Below are 16295 nucleotides of genomic sequence, written 5' to 3' on the forward strand. Positions count from 1 at the left end.
GCCATGCTTAAAATCTTAGAAAAGTTTAAACCTTATGCCGAGCTGCTGCCGACCAGGCATGACATTCGGATGAAATCGGGAAATCTGCAAGGCATCTACGCCTATGCCGGATATTTTGAAGCCAGAGGCCAACTCGATCCCTTTGTGGTGATCCTCAACCAGCAGCGAAACACCCGCGATAAAATACTCAATAATCTCAAAAAGGTACATGAGTCGTCAGAACAATAACGCTCCTAGTCTTCAAGCGTCATCAAATCTTCCTTACCGAACTGATATGCCGAATTACAGTGATGGCAGCGGATTTCCAGAGGGAACGGCCCATTTTGCAGCAGATCCGTTTTATCCTCTTTAGGCAGACTTTTCAGATATCCTGCCATTCTGTCTTTTGAACACCTGCAGAAAAACTCCACCCGGCCGTCATTTAAGAATTTCGGTTCAAGACTTGAAAACGCATCCTGGATTATAGCTTCAGGCATCTTTCCTCTTGAAAACAATTCGCCCAGTGAATCAATCCCCTGAAGCATGATTTCCGCCTCCCTGACCTTTTCCGGATCAACCCCCGGCATTGCCTGGAGAAAAATCCCCCCGGCGCCTGTAACCTCTTCTTTCTCATCAAAAAACACACTTAAGATAAATCCGGTGGGAGTCTGTTCTGAGACCAGAAAATAATTTGCCAGATCCTCGGCAATGCTGCCATGCTCAAGGGCCACCTGCCCGGAATACGGTGCAGGGGCATTTTCCAGATATTGGGTGACGGTGAGAAAACCAGCCCCGAAAAGGGAGGCCAGGCCTTTAATTGTTTCAGGATTGTCAACCTCAATGTGCTGTGTTTTAAGATATCCCCGAACCTCACCAAGGACATTTGCCTCAACATCCAGCCCCTTCAGCGGGCCTGAACATTGTATCGCCATGCTTATCCGGTCATTTTTGCCTTTAAGTCCTGAGCAGATCAGACTTGTCGCAATATATGCCTGGCCGAGGATCAGGGTTTCCAGCGGCCCTGTTTCGTGGTTGGCGCGCATTTCATTGACCATCTTGGTGGAGTGAACAACAGCCCCTTTGATCATCTTGTCAGCCATGACAAAGCGGTATATTCTGTCTTTTGCCGACGCCTTGAGCTGTGCCTTCAGATCCCTGTTGAAAATATCTTTTTTAATCATATGTACCGAACTTTCTGAGTTAGGAGAAAACATTGAATATAAGAAAATTATTCAGCCCGCGAAGCTGCTTTCACTTAGAATTCTAGGAGTCAGTATCCAGAATCCTGAATTCTGGCTTCTGAATTCCCATGACGCCAACATTTTGAACTTACAAACAAATTAGTAGCGCCGCATGTTTATGGCCGAATCGATGAGCCGTTCCGGTTCTTACTCCACCTTTATTTGCGCATCCTCAACAATAACATCATAATTATAGCCATAGCCAAAATCCTTATCAACAGCGAGCTGGCCGGTCAGAAGAACTGTTGCCCCTTTGGCGACCTCAGCTGCAGTGGTTACCGTCAGATCATTGCTGCCCTGACTCCCGGTGCCATCCTGGAGATGAATCCAGTTTTTGCCCATGACCTGCGGGGTAAATTTCACAACCTTGCCGCGCAGGGTTACTTTTTTGCCGCTCAGGGAGGTTTTATTCTTAAAAATATCTCCAACCGTCTCGCCGCCCTCGGCTTTTTTAATAGAACCTGCCTTCACTTCAACATTTGCCGAGGTCATTCCCGGAGATTTTGCAGCATGGTCAGAGGGAGCAGATCCTGTGGATTCACCTTCTTTGATAATTGCGCCAACAAAATAGATCGAACTGAAATCACGATTCAAGGATTTGCTGTGAAAGTTCTGCAGGGACATTCCGGATGGAATTATCACCTTATCTCCAAACTGGATCTTTTTTTGTGGTCCGGCGGCCCAGATTTTCTGCGAACCTGTATCGACCTGCACATATGTATACCCGCCACTATCCATGGTCTCCACAACTGTGCCGCTCATTTGCTGGCCTGCTGAAGCCGGCGATGTGGCCTGTTCTCCAGTTCGACCGGGCTGAGCATCCGCTTTTCCAGAAATAAACTGACACCCCAAAAATATGAGCATTGCAAACATAATCCTTACTGATATCAAATTTCTTTTTTTCACAAATTTCTCTCCAGTTAAAAAGTTTGGATTTCCAATATTTCGTATACTTAAGTCTGATGGATGACAATAGACACAATGGCGGCAGAATTGACAAGAACTAGCTGGACTCAAGGGATGCTATGAAGAAAAAAACGGGCCAGATTGAGTCAGCCCCGGTTTGACTGACAGAAAGCAAATCAGTCTTTGGGATTATTAACTTACTCGCCGACGCAAGAAACGTATAATCTGAAGATCGTCACGCAGAGCCATTTAACAGATAAAAATCATGCTATGTTCTTTCGGTTGGGTACAAAGATGCACCACGAATCCACCACATTTGATAGATCTATTAAATGTGGTGGGAGAAGTTGAGTGTTTTTATTTTGTGGTCGCCGCGAAAATCCCGTCTGAGCCAATCTCATCAAAGCATTATCACCGAAACCAGCCATTGGCTCGAAAGGTGCAACGCTCCTTAAATGACGAACCATCCTGTTTGTCACTAATCAAAAATTAAGGAGGAAGCAATATGCACAAAATATTAAAAATCAATTCGGGATTTGTGGCCTTATGTCTGGCCGTTTCTCTTACCGGCTGCGGCGGTGGTGGCGATGGGGCAAACCAACCCCCTCTCGCGAGTATGGGGAACGTTTGTGAGGGAGCGGGTTGTATCGACCTTGGCACGGCCGGTAATTATGCGATTCTGGCAAAAACCGGGGTCGCCACCGTGCCAACCTCCGTGGTGACCGGGAATGTTGGCTTGAGTCCCGAGGCCAGGGGTTTCTTGACTGGCTGGGATCTAATAGGTGAACCTAATGATAACTATTTCACCTCGGCGCAGGTGGTTGCACCCGGGAAACTCTACGCTGCCGACAATTTGGGAACGACTCCTGTCACCCTGACCACCGCTGTAAATAACATGGGCACCGCCTACACCGCCGCCGCTGGCAAGACAGCAACCTCCGCGGCGACGACCAACGTGGGGGCCGGTACGCTTGCCGGTTTAACCCTCGCTCCTGGAGTCTATGAGTGGGGTACCGGGATTGACATCACTACGGATCTTACTCTCGCTGGCACTGCAACCGATGTCTGGATTTTCAAAGTTGCTGGAACTATGACGATGGCCGCTGACAAAAATATTCTTCTAATCGGTGGCGCTGTGTCCCAGAACATCTTCTGGCAGGTTACCGATGCGGTAAGCATTGGCGCGAGAACACACTTTGAGGGAATTATCATGGGCCAGACCTCAATCACCTTTGGCAATCTGGCCTCGCTCAACGGCAGACTGCTGGCCCAATCCGCAGTCAATCTTGATGCGACTACCGTTACCGTTCCCTAAGACCAAAGCTCGCCAGGTCCCATGAACAGATCCAGCGAGCACCTGGTCCGCTACTGAATCAGTTGTAAATGTTTAGGGTAAACTTGAGGACGCCTCCCAATTGCAGAAAAACATGGTGAGTGTCCTTAAGTTTTTATTGCCGGACAACTATTGTCATGAATCAACGAATTGTCCTCTGCTCAGCATCTTTCAGGGGGGAAAACCTCTGGAGCCGAGGGGAAACAATCAACCAAACCTTTGGACGGCATTAAGGGAGCAAAAAATGAAAACATATGCGTTGGTAGCCATCATTCTCATCGTAGCAGGGTTCGTTGTTTTTGCTTACCAAGGCATCACATACGCAACCGGCAAAAAGGCCGTTGATTCAGGGATCAGCCAGATTACGGCTACGAAGACGAGCGCTATCCCGCTGCTGCCGTTGGGGGGGGCGTTAGCGCTCCTGGGCGGCATCTCCCTGTTGGTATTTGGCGAGAGAAAAACAGACAGAGTACAGTATCTTTCAGCCACGAGAGGCTCAGGATTGCTCCGTAAATAGTGAACGAGTGCCCCTTTTTATCCCTCTCTACTTATAATGATTGTGTTGGGCCGACCCCAATATCAATATCACGGTGTCATCTTCCGCAGGGGATATTCCGAAAAGGCCAATCGTTCCGTCTCGGCCAGGCTGATTAACCGTCCGGTATCACCGCCGTCGGCCATGGTGAATTCCATGATCAGGAAGTTGTGTTCTTCGAGGATTCCGTCGCGATGGTTGTTTAATGTTTGGGCAATTTTTCTCAGGATCTTGATTCCTGAGATTTCTGCCCTGCCAATCCAATCATCAAGGAATATTTCAGCATGGAACTTGTCTCCCTGTTCCAATAGCTGACGGAGATTTTCTTTCAAATAATATGCGGTGGCTAACGGTTTGTTCAGATTAAGAGCTTTCTCAAGGCGTTGTTTTTCATTTCGCGCCTCATTGAGATTCTCTGGATTCTTCAGCAGCAACCAACGAGTGTCTTTGAGTACTTCTTGATCTGAGTAGTTTGCCTCTTGCTGAAGATCTCTGCGGAATTCAGTCAGTTTGTCGTTGAAAATTTTGATGATATGAAAATGGTCAGAGACAATCTCAGCCTTGGGAAGATTTGCCCCCTACCCCCTCATTACATATACTTAGAGATAGTCAGTGCCGCGCCATTCGACCGCGCCGAACCGGGCCTTGCCGAGCCAGGTGTAAACCAGACTGACGGTGCCGGCCGACTGGTGGCTGTCAGGACGATCGGGATATTGGGCATCACGACTGGAAATGATGTATTTGAGCCCGAGAGCGTGACGGCCATAAACGCGGACGGTGAATCCCGTGTCCAGCCGGTTGATGCTCTCCCGTCCTCCCGGGTCATCGCCACCCATGCCGGATATGAAATAGGTGCGTCCGGTTAAGTCAAGCATGGCCCGGTCGCTCATAATGAGCCGGAAAGCGGTAAGTCCTTGCGGGGCGATGCCGTAATGGTAGTCGCGTTCACCTATTTGGGTGACATTGCCGGCTGCGGCGTAACCGACCCCCCCGAGAACCGAACCCTGGAGAGCGACCGCCCGGGAAATCCACCACTGGTAAGTGGTGCCAAGGGACAGGGAGGTGCTGGAAACGCGGAAGATATGCGGCGATATATAGTCATAGCCGCCATAAAGGCCCCAGATTCCGCTATAGGAATTGCCAACCGTATAGTCGTCGCCGAGGAGGAACCCGCGGATCATGATGTTGTCAAAAGGGTTATCGGTGTTGCCGAGGGTAGTAAATTCAAAATGGAAGTAATCGAAGGGGCGGGTGTAGTCATATCCGGGCTTGCCGGGAAGCCCGTAAGCCATGGTGTAGCTCAAACTCCCCTCGGTCTGCACGAAGCTGCTTAAGATGTTCTCGTTGTCGTTGACGTTCGAGTTTATACTTACGCCGAGCTGCACCCGCGAGAAGGTTGCCGGATTATGGCTGGGGAATATGGGCATGAACCGGTTGCCATAGGCCAGGCGATTGATCCCCGTGGGTGGCGAAATTATCCCCGCGCCCAACTCTTGCCAAAATCCTGGTTTGCCGCCATCGCCCTCCAGCACCAGACTGGCCATCCGGAAAAGCACCTCCCCGAAAAAGCTCCCGCCAATGCCGCTGGCGAACTGGTCATTGATGGAGGGGTTGGTGGTCTCCCCGGCCGTTTCCCAGAGAAAGCTGCCAAGGTTGGTGTAGAGGCAGGATTCCCAATAGTTGAGGCCCGCCGAGCGCGCGAAGCCATGGTACATGGAACCCTGATAGGGATGCGCAAACTGGTTGATGCTGAAGGCGTCGGTGTCGACCCCCCAGGGCCCGTCGATGACGTGGTCCCTGAAGGTTTGCAGGTCCGTGTCGTAGACCTTTTTTCCGTTCTCTTCCAAGTCGGAGTAGACATAGCGGTCGTACACATTAAGGACAATCAGAAAGGTGGGAATTTCCAGGGCCGGGATCAGGTAGCTCTTGCCGGCCCCGGTTTCCCAGGACATGGCGGATTTAGGATCATCGGGGTTGTACGGCAACCACTTCTTCCCTCCCAGGGAGAGATTGACGGTTTGCTTCGGGATAGTATCGGAGATCTCGATCATATCCGGCGCCGTCACCCTACCATATCCATAGCCACGTTTGGCCGCTTCGACGCTGTAATTTCCCAGGGCGGGAATACGCACTGAATAATCACCCGACGCATCGGTAAGCCCGGTTGCAATTACCTTACCGGTAGTTACGTCTCTTACCGAGATAGTTACCCATTGAATTCCCAGGTCGGTCAAGTGATCCTTTACCGAACCGGTAATTTCCCCTTCCTGGGCAAAGGCGAGGCTGCTTATGGCGAGTAATATCTCCAGATGAAGCACCACAAAAAACGCCTTGAATATTTGTCTTACGAGTTGCATTACTTATCCTTATCTTTGCTTCTCTTAAAAAATCCCCCGAAAATGAATCGGTGGGTCAGAAGGAACGTTGCCAGCGCAAGCCGAGAAAATTGGGTCCGATAATCGGGGCCAGGGAAGTCGCGTGTTCCGGCGTGACCGTGAGCCAGGCTATGCCATACGCCACTGCAGCGCCGGCAAAGGCATCGCGCCAGTGATGTTTGTCATCTTCAACCCGAACATAGGCGACGTAAGCGGACGCCAGATACCCGGGGAGGCCCCACTTCCAGCCGTAGCGCCTGCCCAGGAAGGCCGCGCCGGATACGATGGTGGACACGTGTCCGGAGGGAAAACTATAGTCGCTGCCGTTTGGGCGTTCACCCCAGCTGGTTTCGTTGAATGCGACCCGGAGTGTCGTGGTGACGACCTGGTTTTCCAGGGTATTGCGCCACCACTGTTTTTCGCCCTCGTCATCGTCGGTGAAATGGGCGACCGCCAGGCCGGTCAAGGGAACAATAGCCGTCAAGATGTCAGTCGCAAACAGGTCGGCCTCCACGGCCTTAGCCGTGGTGGCGGGCAAACAAAGCGCCATTATCATAAATGATATAAGCAGGGATCTGGTCATAATAATTCTCATGGGTAACTCCTATTTATTGAGTACGTTTTACTTACAATTGCGGATCTCCGGTAGATCCTGGCCATTTTTGCTGATGGAGTGCTTGGCTCGATAATATATGCTTCAGGAGGGTATGTTCACCCGCACCGGCGGCAGCGCTTTCGCGGCGCATCCTGCAACGAAAACGGTCAGTATCAAATAGAGAACATCAGTCGGTTTCATTTTTTCACCCATACGTTGCGCACCGCATCGGCGCAAAATGTTGCAAGCTTCTCGAGTACGGTTTGCACCGCGCGGTTGGCAGCCACAACTCCTCCATAGGTGTCCTCGCTGGCGGCGGGCATGATAATATCGAACTCGCGCCAGGCAAGCACGCGGCGGGTTCTGTTGTCAACGAGGTAGGCGCGGAGCGTGAAATGCACCTGGCTTGGCTGGGTGAGGAACTCGTGCTGCAGTCGAATGATCTCGGTATCGAGCCGCAGATCGCCGGTCGCCGAGCTTGGAGTCAGAACCACGGCGCGGAATGCCCCGGAGTTTTCAATGGTGGTGACCAGCAGCGGCATGAGCATGCGGGCGGGAGAATCCACCCATTCGCTGTGTGCGAAGTATTCGAGTTTGTGATTCTGGCGCGTGTAGATAATGCGCGGGTTGTCAAAGCCGGCGGCCGCAACCGGGGGGTTGATGATCAAGGTCGGCGCGGTCGCCGGTGCCGTGGCCGGGGCTGTCTCCGGCACGCTGTCCAGTGAATAAAAAGATGGATGCGGCGTTGTTGACGGGAGCAGCAGGTTGCACCCCCCGAGGGCCGTCAGCGACAAACCGGTGGCTAAGAGTCGGCACCAGTGAAGGATGTATTTTGTATTCATGGCTTTCTTGATCCTGTTCCTGTTTCTCCCGGTCCGTCCGGGACTGGTTTGCGGCCGAAAAGCAGGCCGCGCGGGTCACGCTCGGTCTGTTCGCTCAGGCGCCGCAGCGAGATCGCCAGAACGCTCAGTTCACCGAGCAGGCGTTCAAGTTCGGGCAGAGTTTCCGAGGTGAAGCGTTTTACTTCGCTGCCCAGGGAGTCGACCGTTTTGCCAATGCCGACACTCGTCAGGGTGACCTGGTCCCCCATTTTTCCCACCGCTTCGGCGCTGCGTCCGATATCATCGAGCACGGGACCGATCCGGGCAGTTGCCTGGGATGCGTTGTCGAAAGTGAGGGCGGCATTGTTAATGGCCGCGTTGAGCGTGTCCTTGCGCGCTGCAATGGTGTGGGCAATGGTGGCAATGTCCGCGAGTGCGTTCTCAAATGCCGCCCGGTTTTTGTCGCTCAAAATGGAATTGATGTTGTTCGAGGTGCTGTCCAGTTTAGCAAGCACTGTGGTGAGTAAATTTTCCAGGCGCGCGCTGAGCGATGGTTGGGTGCGGATCACCGGATACTTGTTGTCAGCGGTTGCGCGCAGGGGGGGTGAATTCCGCGTCCCGCCGCTGAGTTCGACATAGGCGATGCCCGTCAGACCCTGTGTTCTCAGAATCGCAACAGTGTCTTCCTTGATCGGCGTGCCATGCTCGATGGCGAAGAGCAGTTTCACCATTTCCGGATTTTCCGGGTCAAGCCGAATTTCCCGCACTTTGCCCACCTCGACGCCGTTGTATTTGACCGATGCGTTCAGTTCGAGGCCGGAAACCGATTCTTCTTCGATGGCAAGATAGAGATCGTACTTTTTTTGAAAGGCTCCGCCCGAAGCGAGCCAGAGCACGCCCGCGATCAGCGCAGCGCCGAGGACAAGAACGAATATGCCCACAATGGTATAGTTTACTTTCGTTTCCATGACCGCCTCCTGAACCTTGACACTACACGCTGTTAACCTGAGATTTCACATGCCCCGCCTGTTTCTGCGCCGCCCTTCCGCGCGGGCCGTCAAAGAATTGCCTGATGGCGGGATTGTCCATTTTCAGGAGTTCCGGCATCGAGCCGAGGCCCTGCACACTGCCTTCCGCGAGAACGGCGACGCGATCGGTAACCTGCCACAGCAGGTCAAGGTCGTGAGTGATCATGACTATGGTCAGGCCGAAGAGGTCGCGCAGTTTGTGCACCAGTTCATCGATGCCGGCGGCGCTTTCCGGGTCGAGGCCAGCGGTGGGTTCGTCGAGAAACAGCAGTTCCGGGTCCAGCGCCAGCGCCCGGGCCAGCGACGCGCGTTTCATCATGCCGCCGCTGAGCTCGGACGGATACTGCGCGCCGACCTCCGGCGCCAGACCGGTCAGGGAGAGTTTCCAGGCCGCGATTTCATCAATCAAACCGTCTCGAAGTTGTGTATGTTCGCGTAACGGCAAGCCGATATTTTCTTTCACGGTAAGCGAGCCGAACAGTCCGCCGTGCTGGAACATCACCCCCCAGCGCAGGCGCAGCGCGCGGGTCTCGTCATCCCCAAGCTTTTGCAGATCCACGCCGAGCACCCGGATGGTACCAGAGGTCGGGCGCTGCAGCAGAATCATTTCCCGCAGCAGCGTCGATTTGCCGGAGCCGCTGCCGCCGATCAACGCAAAAACTTCCGCGCGGCGCACTTCGAGGTCAAGTTCGGAATGCACGATATGGTCGCCGAAGCGCGTCGATACCTTGCTGAGTTCGATGACTGTTTCGTCTGTAAGGATTTGGTTTTGCATGTCAGATCCCCAGCGCACTGAAAGCGATCGAAAACAGGGCATCGGCCACGATCACCAGGAAAATTGATTGCACGACGCTGCGCGTGGTCTGGCGGCCGACGCTGTCGGCGCCGCCCTTGGTGCGGAAGCCTTGAAAACAGCCGACTACGGCGATGATTGCGGCGAATGCCGGCGCTTTGCCGATGCCGACCATGTAGGCAGTAATACTGATGGATTTGGCGAAGCGTTGGAGAAACTCGCCGAATTCAACGCCGAGCTGGGCGCGCGCCATGATCATCCCGCCGAAGACGCCGAGCACGTCCGCAAACACGGTCAGCAGCGGCAGCGCGATAACCAGCGCAATGATCTTCGGCAGAACCAGCAGTTCGAGGGGCGCGATGCCGAGGGTGCGCATGGCGTCGATCTCCTCGGTCACGGACATGGTTCCGATCTGCGCGGCATATGCTGAGCCCGAGCGTCCGGCGATGATGATGGCGGTGATCAGCGGCGCAAACTCGCGCAGCATTGACAGGCCGACAAGATCGACCACGAATATGTTGGCACCGTAGCGTCTGAGTTGGTCGGCACCCTGATAGGCAACCACGATTCCGAGAAGAAAGGACAGCAGGCCGACAATGGGCAGCGCGTTGAAGCCGGCGCTCCGAATGTTGAAAAGGATTGGGCGCCACCTGAATCGCGCCGGATGCGCCATGCAGCCTCCAAAGGCGATCGCTGTTGCGCCGACGAAACTGAACAACGCCACGGTTTGTTCCAGGGCGGCCGCAGCACTTCGGCCGATATGCGCTAACACCGTCTGGGAATGGCCGGTGGCAGGCGTGTGCAGATCAGCCTGATCGGCGACATGCGCCACGACTTCCAGCAGCCTGGCGAATTCCGGACGCAGATTGCGCGCCTGCACGACATTTTCCTGATCGCCCAGCCGTGCCAGGAATTTTTGAAGAATCCAGGCGCCCGCGGTATCGAAGGCCTCGATGCCCGCACCGTCGACGACCAGCTCTGCTTGTGACGGCGTGGACATCGCATCGAGTCGCGGCTGGATCCTGCCGATCCCGAGCGCGGTCCAGGCCCCCGACAATATGAATTCCCGGGGCGTCGGTTGTGCGATTGCGGCGGGTTGAGGCGATAATGGTTTCATGATCAGGAGTTGAAATTATCCGTTGACTTCAACCTTTTTTTCTTCCCATGACCAGCAGTACAACGCCGCCCACGAGGGCTACAGCTCCCACGATCGGCGGGAGTGGAATCGTTCTCGTCTTATCGGCCGATATCTGGAGAGGACCGAGATCAACGACCTTCTCTCGGGTTGTGAAGCTGATGCCTTGATAAATAAAGGCAGCGATTCCTATGGCAATGAGAATGCCGGCTACCACCGTGTAGGTTTTCATTTCGCTCCTCCCTGAGAATAATTATTTTGGTTGCGTTCCAGATTGCCTGCCGGCTACAGGACTTTTCGACCCTGAATGAGGTTGAGCAACACCACAATAATGGCAAGGACCAGGAGGACATGTATGAACCCTCCCATGGTATAGCTGCTCACCAATCCCAGCGCCCACATGACTACCAGTATTACGGAAATCGTCCACAGCATATTATGATCCTCCTTGGGTTATGGTGCCAGGGAACAGGCTCCGGTAATTTCCTGAGCAATTCTCCGGCAGCGTAGTGATCGCGAAACCGTCTTACGATACAGACATCGTCGAGTAGAATAATAAAACTATTTCAGGAAGACCTTTCGCGTTCCTTCCGAAAGGCCCCTGAAAAAAGTCTATTGAGCTGCGATGATTGAGCCTCTCTGCGCGGACGGTGTGACGATCACATCGATTCGCCGGTTCGCGGCCCGGCCTTCCGGGGTTTCATTGGATTCCAGAGGTCGTATGGAACCGTATCCCACTGCAACGATTCGTTCCGGCGGCAAGGTCTGGTTCGCCACCAGATACGCATTCACAGCTTCAGCCCGCTGCTTGGACAGGTCTGCGTTCAGTTCGTCCGTGCCGGTGCTGTCGGTATGTCCCTCAATGACCACATCGGGTTCGGCAAAAACACGAATCGAGCGTTGAACCTTGCTCAGGATCGCATAGTTATCGGGCATGATGATGGACTTGCCCACGGGAAACTGCATGGTCTTCAGCCGGATAACGAGCTGGGAGCCTTGTTTGTAGACCTCGGCCTCATTCGGCTCAAAAAAGGTCTGGACAACGTTGTACTGTTCATTGAAACGCCGTTCAGCCGCCAGCCGCTCTTCGACCTGTTGTTTCTCTTGCGCCATGCGTTTTTCCGAGGCGCTCGTCGCCGCCGCCATACGTTCGAGGGCAATTCGATCTTCGCGGGTTTTTCCCTCAAGCGAGGCGACCTGGTTTTTCAACGACTCGACTTCGGTCTGATACTGACTGCGTACGGAATCGACTATCTTCGTGTTTTTCTCCTTGACGGCGTCGAGTTCCGCCGTGTGTGTCTTGGCCTTTTCAACCATGAACTGACGGTCGTCCTGCACTGCCGTGATGGAAGCCAGAAGATTTTCCACCTGCACCTGATGTGGTTGATTCCGCATGTCGGGCACGGAGAGCCGGGTTGCGGTCTTGTGTAGAATCGCTTCCATCCAGAGGGCCAGCTCCTCGGGTTTTTTGGGTTTGATCTCCTCGCTCAGCCGTGTAACCTGGAGGAGGCGTCCGGCCTGGAACAGAGCGGCTTCGGCCTTCTTGTGCATCTCTAACCTTTGATACCGGTGTTCGGAGATGAAGTCGTCGGCTTGTTTCAACAGGTTCACGGCCAGAGCATGCATCTGAGGCGCATTCTTTTGCGCGCCCTCGTTTTCGGCCTGTTGGATCAGCGCACGGACCTCGCCGATGGTTTGCTCCTTGATCGCCCGTACTTCAAGCTGATCAAAAATCTTGGTTACGCGGGCCTGATTGTTTGTCGCCCAGTTGAGATTGTTGTTCTCGATCCCCCGGGTGAGTTCAAGAAAAAATTCTTCAGCCTCAGCATAAGGCTCGAGGCTTGTGGCGCCGGCCTCCCGGGCGAGTTTGCGCGCCTTTATCACGTCGGCAAGCGCGGTGTGAACGACATCCACCTGTTCCTGGGCGGTTTTGAGTTGTGCGCGGGCAAGGGAGACATTCTGGAGAATGACCGTAATCGAATCCCCGCGTTCCACTCCTTTCCGCGCCTCCGCGAACGATTTCTCCGCCTTGCCGAACATCTCGGGCACAAGGACGTCGAGCATATTGTTTCGAGCATGGGCAAATTCCTTGTCGAGCTGGTTCACCTGTTCCGTTGGGTTTTCGGTGGACGCGATGGCGATGGGCTTGAGCGTGGGCGTCTGCCCGGCGCATGACACCAGGAATAACAATAGTATTAGGACTCCTGCTCTGATTCCTTTATTCTTGATGAATGACATTTGTCCTTTTGAGCAAAAGTTGTTTTTCATAATTATTTTCCTTGTCCAATCATGGACTAATTGATAGTCCTTTTGTTGATCACGCTTTTCATTCCCGTCTCTTGTCCTTTGGACAAAATTATCAGAGAGAGTTGGCCGTTTTTAGAGGGTGGAGGCAGGTTTACTGCAACCCCTTGAGATGCATGTCATTCTTGACCGATTTCACCCCCTTGACGCGGCCTGCGACTTCCACTGCTTTGTCAATGTCGGTCTGGGAATTCACGAAGCCGCTCAACTGAACCACGCCTTTGAAGGTTTCGACGCTGATCTCGCTGGACTTCAGTGATCCGTCCTTGAAAATTTCCGTTTTGACCTTGGTGGTGATTACTGAGTCGTCTATATACTCCCCGGTTCCTTCTTTCTCTGCCGTCGATCCGCAACCCAGAAAAGAAACCAACAGAATGAAGAGCATTATGTCGGTGAACAACTTGATTGGTTTCATGATTTGACTCCCTATGCCTTTACGTGCGGCTGTCTTCAGGTATTGTCCTGATGAGTGTTGTGCATGGTGCAGATTATCTTTTTCTCTTTCTGCTGAGGCTTGCCAAGCCGACAATTCCGGTGCCGAAGAGGAGCATGGTGGCTGGTTCGGGGACCTGCTGCGTGCCGCCGCCATTTCCGCCGCCGCTCCCGCCGCTGAAGCCGTAGCTGCCGAAGTCCGGACGGCCGCTGCCGAAGTCTTCGAGTGTGTTATTGTTGGAGATGGTGTTTGTATCCATGGTCACCGCTGCATTGAGGGCGATGGCTCTCCCGCATAGAATTGCCGCCGTGGTATTCAGGGTTATGCTCTGGTCCGCGAGAATATTTCCCGCGAACGTCGTGCTTGTACCCAGAGTCGCGGAAGTGCCGACCTGCCAATAAACTCCGCTGAGCGCTCCCCCATTGATGACGTTCACGGAAGAGGCGCTTGCGGTGGTGAGTGCGCTCTCAATCTGGAAAACGAAGTCCGCATCAGGGTTGCCCTGGAAATCGAGCGTGAGGGTTCCCGTCAACTGAGCCTCGGAGTCAAAATGATACACACCGGGAGTGAGTGTGAGCCCACCCAGGTCCTGGCCGGTCAAATCATAAGCGGATGTCAAAGCTGCAAGCGCATTGTAAGCAGTGAGGGCATCAATCTGAGCCTGTTGCGCAACCGCATCAGTCTGGTGTACCGTGCCTGTGATCGAGACGCTTCCCAAGCCGGTGATTGAAGAACCGGGATAAAGACCCAGATCACCGTAAATGGTGGTTGAGCCGGTATTGGTCACCGTCGAGGCGCCCAGGACCGCGAAGTTCTGCGCAGAGCCCAATATTGGCAGGGCCAATCCCAGAGCCGGGGTGCAAAGCGCGAATAATGCCGAGATTGTCAGAATATGGAAGATTTTGTGTTTCATTTTGGACCTCCTTTCTCGATTTATTTTGTTTGAAACGTTTTACGACAACCAAAACTGCGGATATGCATTGCACAGACGCGCTCCCGGTTCTGGTTCGGCAACCAATCAGAGTCCGGGGCGAGTCACCTGTTCAGCTTTTTGCCGCCATCTTGGGATTCTTGATGGTCATATTGTTGATCACGCTTTTCACGCCGTGAACATCCTCCACGTATTTGGTGACCAGAGCCTTTTCTGCCGCGTTTCCGGCCTGGCCTTCAAGAGTGACCAAACCGTTTTCCGTCTCGACCTTGGTCTGGATGGCGCTGGTTGAGCGATGATACAGTAAAGTCATTTTGACCAGGGCGGTGATTGATGCGTCATCAATTGATTCGCCCATCTCATTCATCTTGTAGCCCAATGTCTGTTTGTCCGGTTTGCCGCCTTTCATTGCGATGGACATCTCATTTTTTACCTCTTTGACACCTTCGACATCCTTGGCATATTCCGTTGTCAGTTCTTTCTGGGCGCTGTTGTCCGCTTCACCCTTCAGGGACACGATCCCGTCCTTGGTGGTAACCTCGGTCATGACGCTCACGTTCCGATGAAACAGGAGCGCGGTCTTCACTTTGGTGGTGAGCCATGCATCCGACTTTTCCGCGGGGGCATCTTTAATTTTCAGTTGATTGTCAACGCTTTTGACCCCGGGGAGGCTGGCCACGGTTTCCTGGGCCATGGATTTGTGGGACCCTTCGGCGACAGTCCCGGTCAAGGTGACAACACCATCCTTGGACTCTATTTTGATGGCATCGTCCTTGAGATATTTCTCGTACACATAGGTTTTTTTGGCGGAAGATTCGATACTGTCATCTATTTTGTCCGCAAACGAACGAACCGGGCCGATTGATACCAATAGAGCAACAACAGCTGCCATAAACGCCATTTTATAAATTGTTTTCATGAATTTTCTCCTTGTTGTTTCAGTGGTTATTTTTTCAACACAGCAGCCGTCACCCGTCAGGGGGCGGATGACGGCTGACCGTCTATTATTTTAATTGCCTTGAGTTGTCTTCTTGCTGATGCGGCGTCTGGCTATGCCGGCAAGACCCGCCAAGCCCGTGCCGAAGAGCAGCATGGTGGCCGGCTCCGAAACAGGCTTGGCGGTGTTAACTATGTCACCGTTTAAAATCGTAGTGTTAACTATGTCACCGCTTAAAAGCGTAGTCCTGGTGAAAACTGCTCCAACACAATTAACAGGGGAAATAAAACTAATGTTGAGGTTACCATTATAGGCGAGGGGCGGAGTGCCATCAGGCATGGTTGTTGGAAGGCCGTACAGATTAAGAAGTTCGGGAAGTTTGAAATCGGCAAAACTGCCCCCTATGATATTAAAAGTTGTCCCCGATTTGATTACTTGTGTCGTGCCTGAAGTCCCGGAGAGCAGTGTTCCACTGAAATCAGCCACGTTATCCCCATCGACATCCACACCACCAACAATAGAGATTTCGGAACCAATCCCGCTACCCCTGCCCCATCTTCCGGTGTTCGCTCCGGGGTTGAAATTCAATAACGCACCAATAAAACTTAAGGCCTTGCTGGTGTTGCGTAAGGTGTCCAGGCCAACCACGGAGTCAACTTGAATATTGCTGCCAATCAAAGCCTGGGAGCCACCGCTATAGCTTATTGTCCCTGGGGTTGGGGCTGAGACCGCAAAATCAAGCATCGGGGTCGCCGCAGCGCTTCCCGCCATCATTCCCATGCCGACCATTGATAGAGCCAAACCTTTAAATAATGTTGTTTTCATTTTAATTTCCAAATTTTGATTTTGTTAGTTCTTGAGTCCTTTTCCTCTTTACCTATGAGATGTGCGGACAAACGGCTTGATTTTCTGCACCAATTCTTTGCCCTCCTAATGATTTTAGTGATAT

At 53.1% G+C, this 16295-nt stretch carries 19 protein-coding genes; 4 read left to right on the forward strand and 15 right to left on the reverse strand.

Annotated elements, in window-relative coordinates:
* On the forward strand, positions 1 to 228 hold a 228-nt coding region (locus KKE17_10705; GenBank protein ID MBU1710462.1), incomplete at its 5' end, for a peptidase S13.
* A gap of 5 nt (positions 229 to 233) precedes the next feature.
* On the opposite strand, the gene KKE17_10710 is transcribed toward KKE17_10705, so the two are convergent.
* The gene (locus KKE17_10710) at positions 234 to 1160 is read right to left on the reverse strand and encodes an Hsp33 family molecular chaperone HslO (protein ID MBU1710463.1); all 927 of its coding nucleotides are present in this window, start codon (positions 1158 to 1160) and stop codon (positions 234 to 236) included.
* Positions 1161 to 1367: 207 nt separating this feature from the next.
* The gene (locus KKE17_10715; protein MBU1710464.1) at positions 1368 to 1982 is read right to left on the reverse strand and encodes a DNA-binding protein; all 615 of its coding nucleotides are present in this window, start codon (positions 1980 to 1982) and stop codon (positions 1368 to 1370) included.
* Positions 1983 to 2631: 649 nt separating this feature from the next.
* Here KKE17_10715 and KKE17_10720 point away from each other — a divergent pair.
* Both KKE17_10720 and KKE17_10725 read left to right on the forward strand, forming a co-directional pair.
* On the forward strand, positions 2632 to 3441 hold the full coding sequence (locus tag KKE17_10720; GenBank protein MBU1710465.1) for a DUF3494 domain-containing protein: 810 nt from the start codon (positions 2632 to 2634) through the stop codon (positions 3439 to 3441).
* Between the two features lie 262 nt (positions 3442 to 3703).
* The gene (locus tag KKE17_10725) at positions 3704 to 3976 is read left to right on the forward strand and encodes a DUF3185 domain-containing protein (protein MBU1710466.1); all 273 of its coding nucleotides are present in this window, start codon (positions 3704 to 3706) and stop codon (positions 3974 to 3976) included.
* Positions 3977 to 4044: 68 nt separating this feature from the next.
* Here the strand turns inward: KKE17_10725 and KKE17_10730 are convergent, their stop codons facing one another.
* The 7 genes from KKE17_10730 to KKE17_10760 all read right to left on the reverse strand — a co-directional run bounded on the left by KKE17_10730 (position 4045) and on the right by KKE17_10760 (position 10723).
* Complete coding sequence (locus tag KKE17_10730; protein ID MBU1710467.1) at positions 4045 to 4548, reverse strand: transposase; 504 nt, start codon at positions 4546 to 4548, stop codon at positions 4045 to 4047.
* A gap of 45 nt (positions 4549 to 4593) precedes the next feature.
* The gene (locus KKE17_10735) at positions 4594 to 6351 is read right to left on the reverse strand and encodes a DUF3943 domain-containing protein (GenBank protein ID MBU1710468.1); all 1758 of its coding nucleotides are present in this window, start codon (positions 6349 to 6351) and stop codon (positions 4594 to 4596) included.
* Between the two features lie 55 nt (positions 6352 to 6406).
* On the reverse strand, positions 6407 to 6964 hold the full coding sequence (locus KKE17_10740) for a phosphatase PAP2 family protein (protein MBU1710469.1): 558 nt from the start codon (positions 6962 to 6964) through the stop codon (positions 6407 to 6409).
* A 197-nt stretch (positions 6965 to 7161) separates the two neighbouring features.
* Complete coding sequence (locus tag KKE17_10745; GenBank protein ID MBU1710470.1) at positions 7162 to 7806, reverse strand: membrane integrity-associated transporter subunit PqiC; 645 nt, start codon at positions 7804 to 7806, stop codon at positions 7162 to 7164.
* Positions 7803 to 8753: an MCE family protein gene (locus tag KKE17_10750; protein ID MBU1710471.1), complete on the reverse strand. Its 951-nt coding sequence runs from the start codon at positions 8751 to 8753 to the stop codon at positions 7803 to 7805. The genes KKE17_10745 and KKE17_10750 overlap by 4 nt, the downstream gene beginning before the upstream one ends.
* A 22-nt stretch (positions 8754 to 8775) precedes the next feature.
* Entirely contained in the window at positions 8776 to 9588 is an 813-nt protein-coding gene (locus KKE17_10755) for an ATP-binding cassette domain-containing protein (protein MBU1710472.1), read from the reverse strand.
* Position 9589: 1 nt separating this feature from the next.
* Positions 9590 to 10723 carry an MlaE family lipid ABC transporter permease subunit gene (locus KKE17_10760; GenBank protein ID MBU1710473.1) on the reverse strand — a complete coding sequence of 378 codons (1134 nt, stop codon included), beginning with the start codon at positions 10721 to 10723 and terminating at the stop codon, positions 9590 to 9592.
* A gap of 22 nt (positions 10724 to 10745) precedes the next feature.
* On the opposite strand from KKE17_10760, the gene KKE17_10765 reads away from it, so the two are divergent.
* Positions 10746 to 10988: a hypothetical protein gene (locus KKE17_10765; GenBank protein MBU1710474.1), complete on the forward strand. Its 243-nt coding sequence runs from the start codon at positions 10746 to 10748 to the stop codon at positions 10986 to 10988.
* A gap of 38 nt (positions 10989 to 11026) precedes the next feature.
* On the opposite strand, the gene KKE17_10770 is transcribed toward KKE17_10765, so the two are convergent.
* The 6 genes from KKE17_10770 to KKE17_10795 all read right to left on the reverse strand — a co-directional run bounded on the left by KKE17_10770 (position 11027) and on the right by KKE17_10795 (position 16171).
* Positions 11027 to 11176, reverse strand: a complete 150-nt coding sequence (locus KKE17_10770) for a lmo0937 family membrane protein (GenBank protein MBU1710475.1) — start codon at positions 11174 to 11176, stop codon at positions 11027 to 11029.
* Positions 11177 to 11353: 177 nt separating this feature from the next.
* Positions 11354 to 13009: an OmpA family protein gene (locus KKE17_10775; GenBank protein ID MBU1710476.1), complete on the reverse strand. Its 1656-nt coding sequence runs from the start codon at positions 13007 to 13009 to the stop codon at positions 11354 to 11356.
* Between the two features lie 130 nt (positions 13010 to 13139).
* Complete coding sequence (locus KKE17_10780; GenBank protein ID MBU1710477.1) at positions 13140 to 13460, reverse strand: BON domain-containing protein; 321 nt, start codon at positions 13458 to 13460, stop codon at positions 13140 to 13142.
* Between the two features lie 73 nt (positions 13461 to 13533).
* A complete protein-coding gene (locus KKE17_10785; GenBank protein ID MBU1710478.1) occupies positions 13534 to 14391 on the reverse strand; it encodes a DUF3494 domain-containing protein in 858 nt (285 codons plus the stop codon).
* 130 nt (positions 14392 to 14521) lie between these two features.
* Positions 14522 to 15328 (reverse strand): BON domain-containing protein, encoded by an 807-nt coding sequence (locus KKE17_10790; GenBank protein MBU1710479.1) that lies wholly within the window; start codon positions 15326 to 15328, stop codon positions 14522 to 14524.
* Positions 15329 to 15418: 90 nt separating this feature from the next.
* The gene (locus tag KKE17_10795) at positions 15419 to 16171 is read right to left on the reverse strand and encodes a PEP-CTERM sorting domain-containing protein (protein MBU1710480.1); all 753 of its coding nucleotides are present in this window, start codon (positions 16169 to 16171) and stop codon (positions 15419 to 15421) included.
* Between the last annotated feature and the right edge of the window lie 124 nt (positions 16172 to 16295).

The sequence above is a fragment of the Pseudomonadota bacterium genome (assembly GCA_018823135.1).
GTDB lineage: Bacteria > Desulfobacterota > Desulfobulbia > Desulfobulbales > CALZHT01 > JAHJJF01.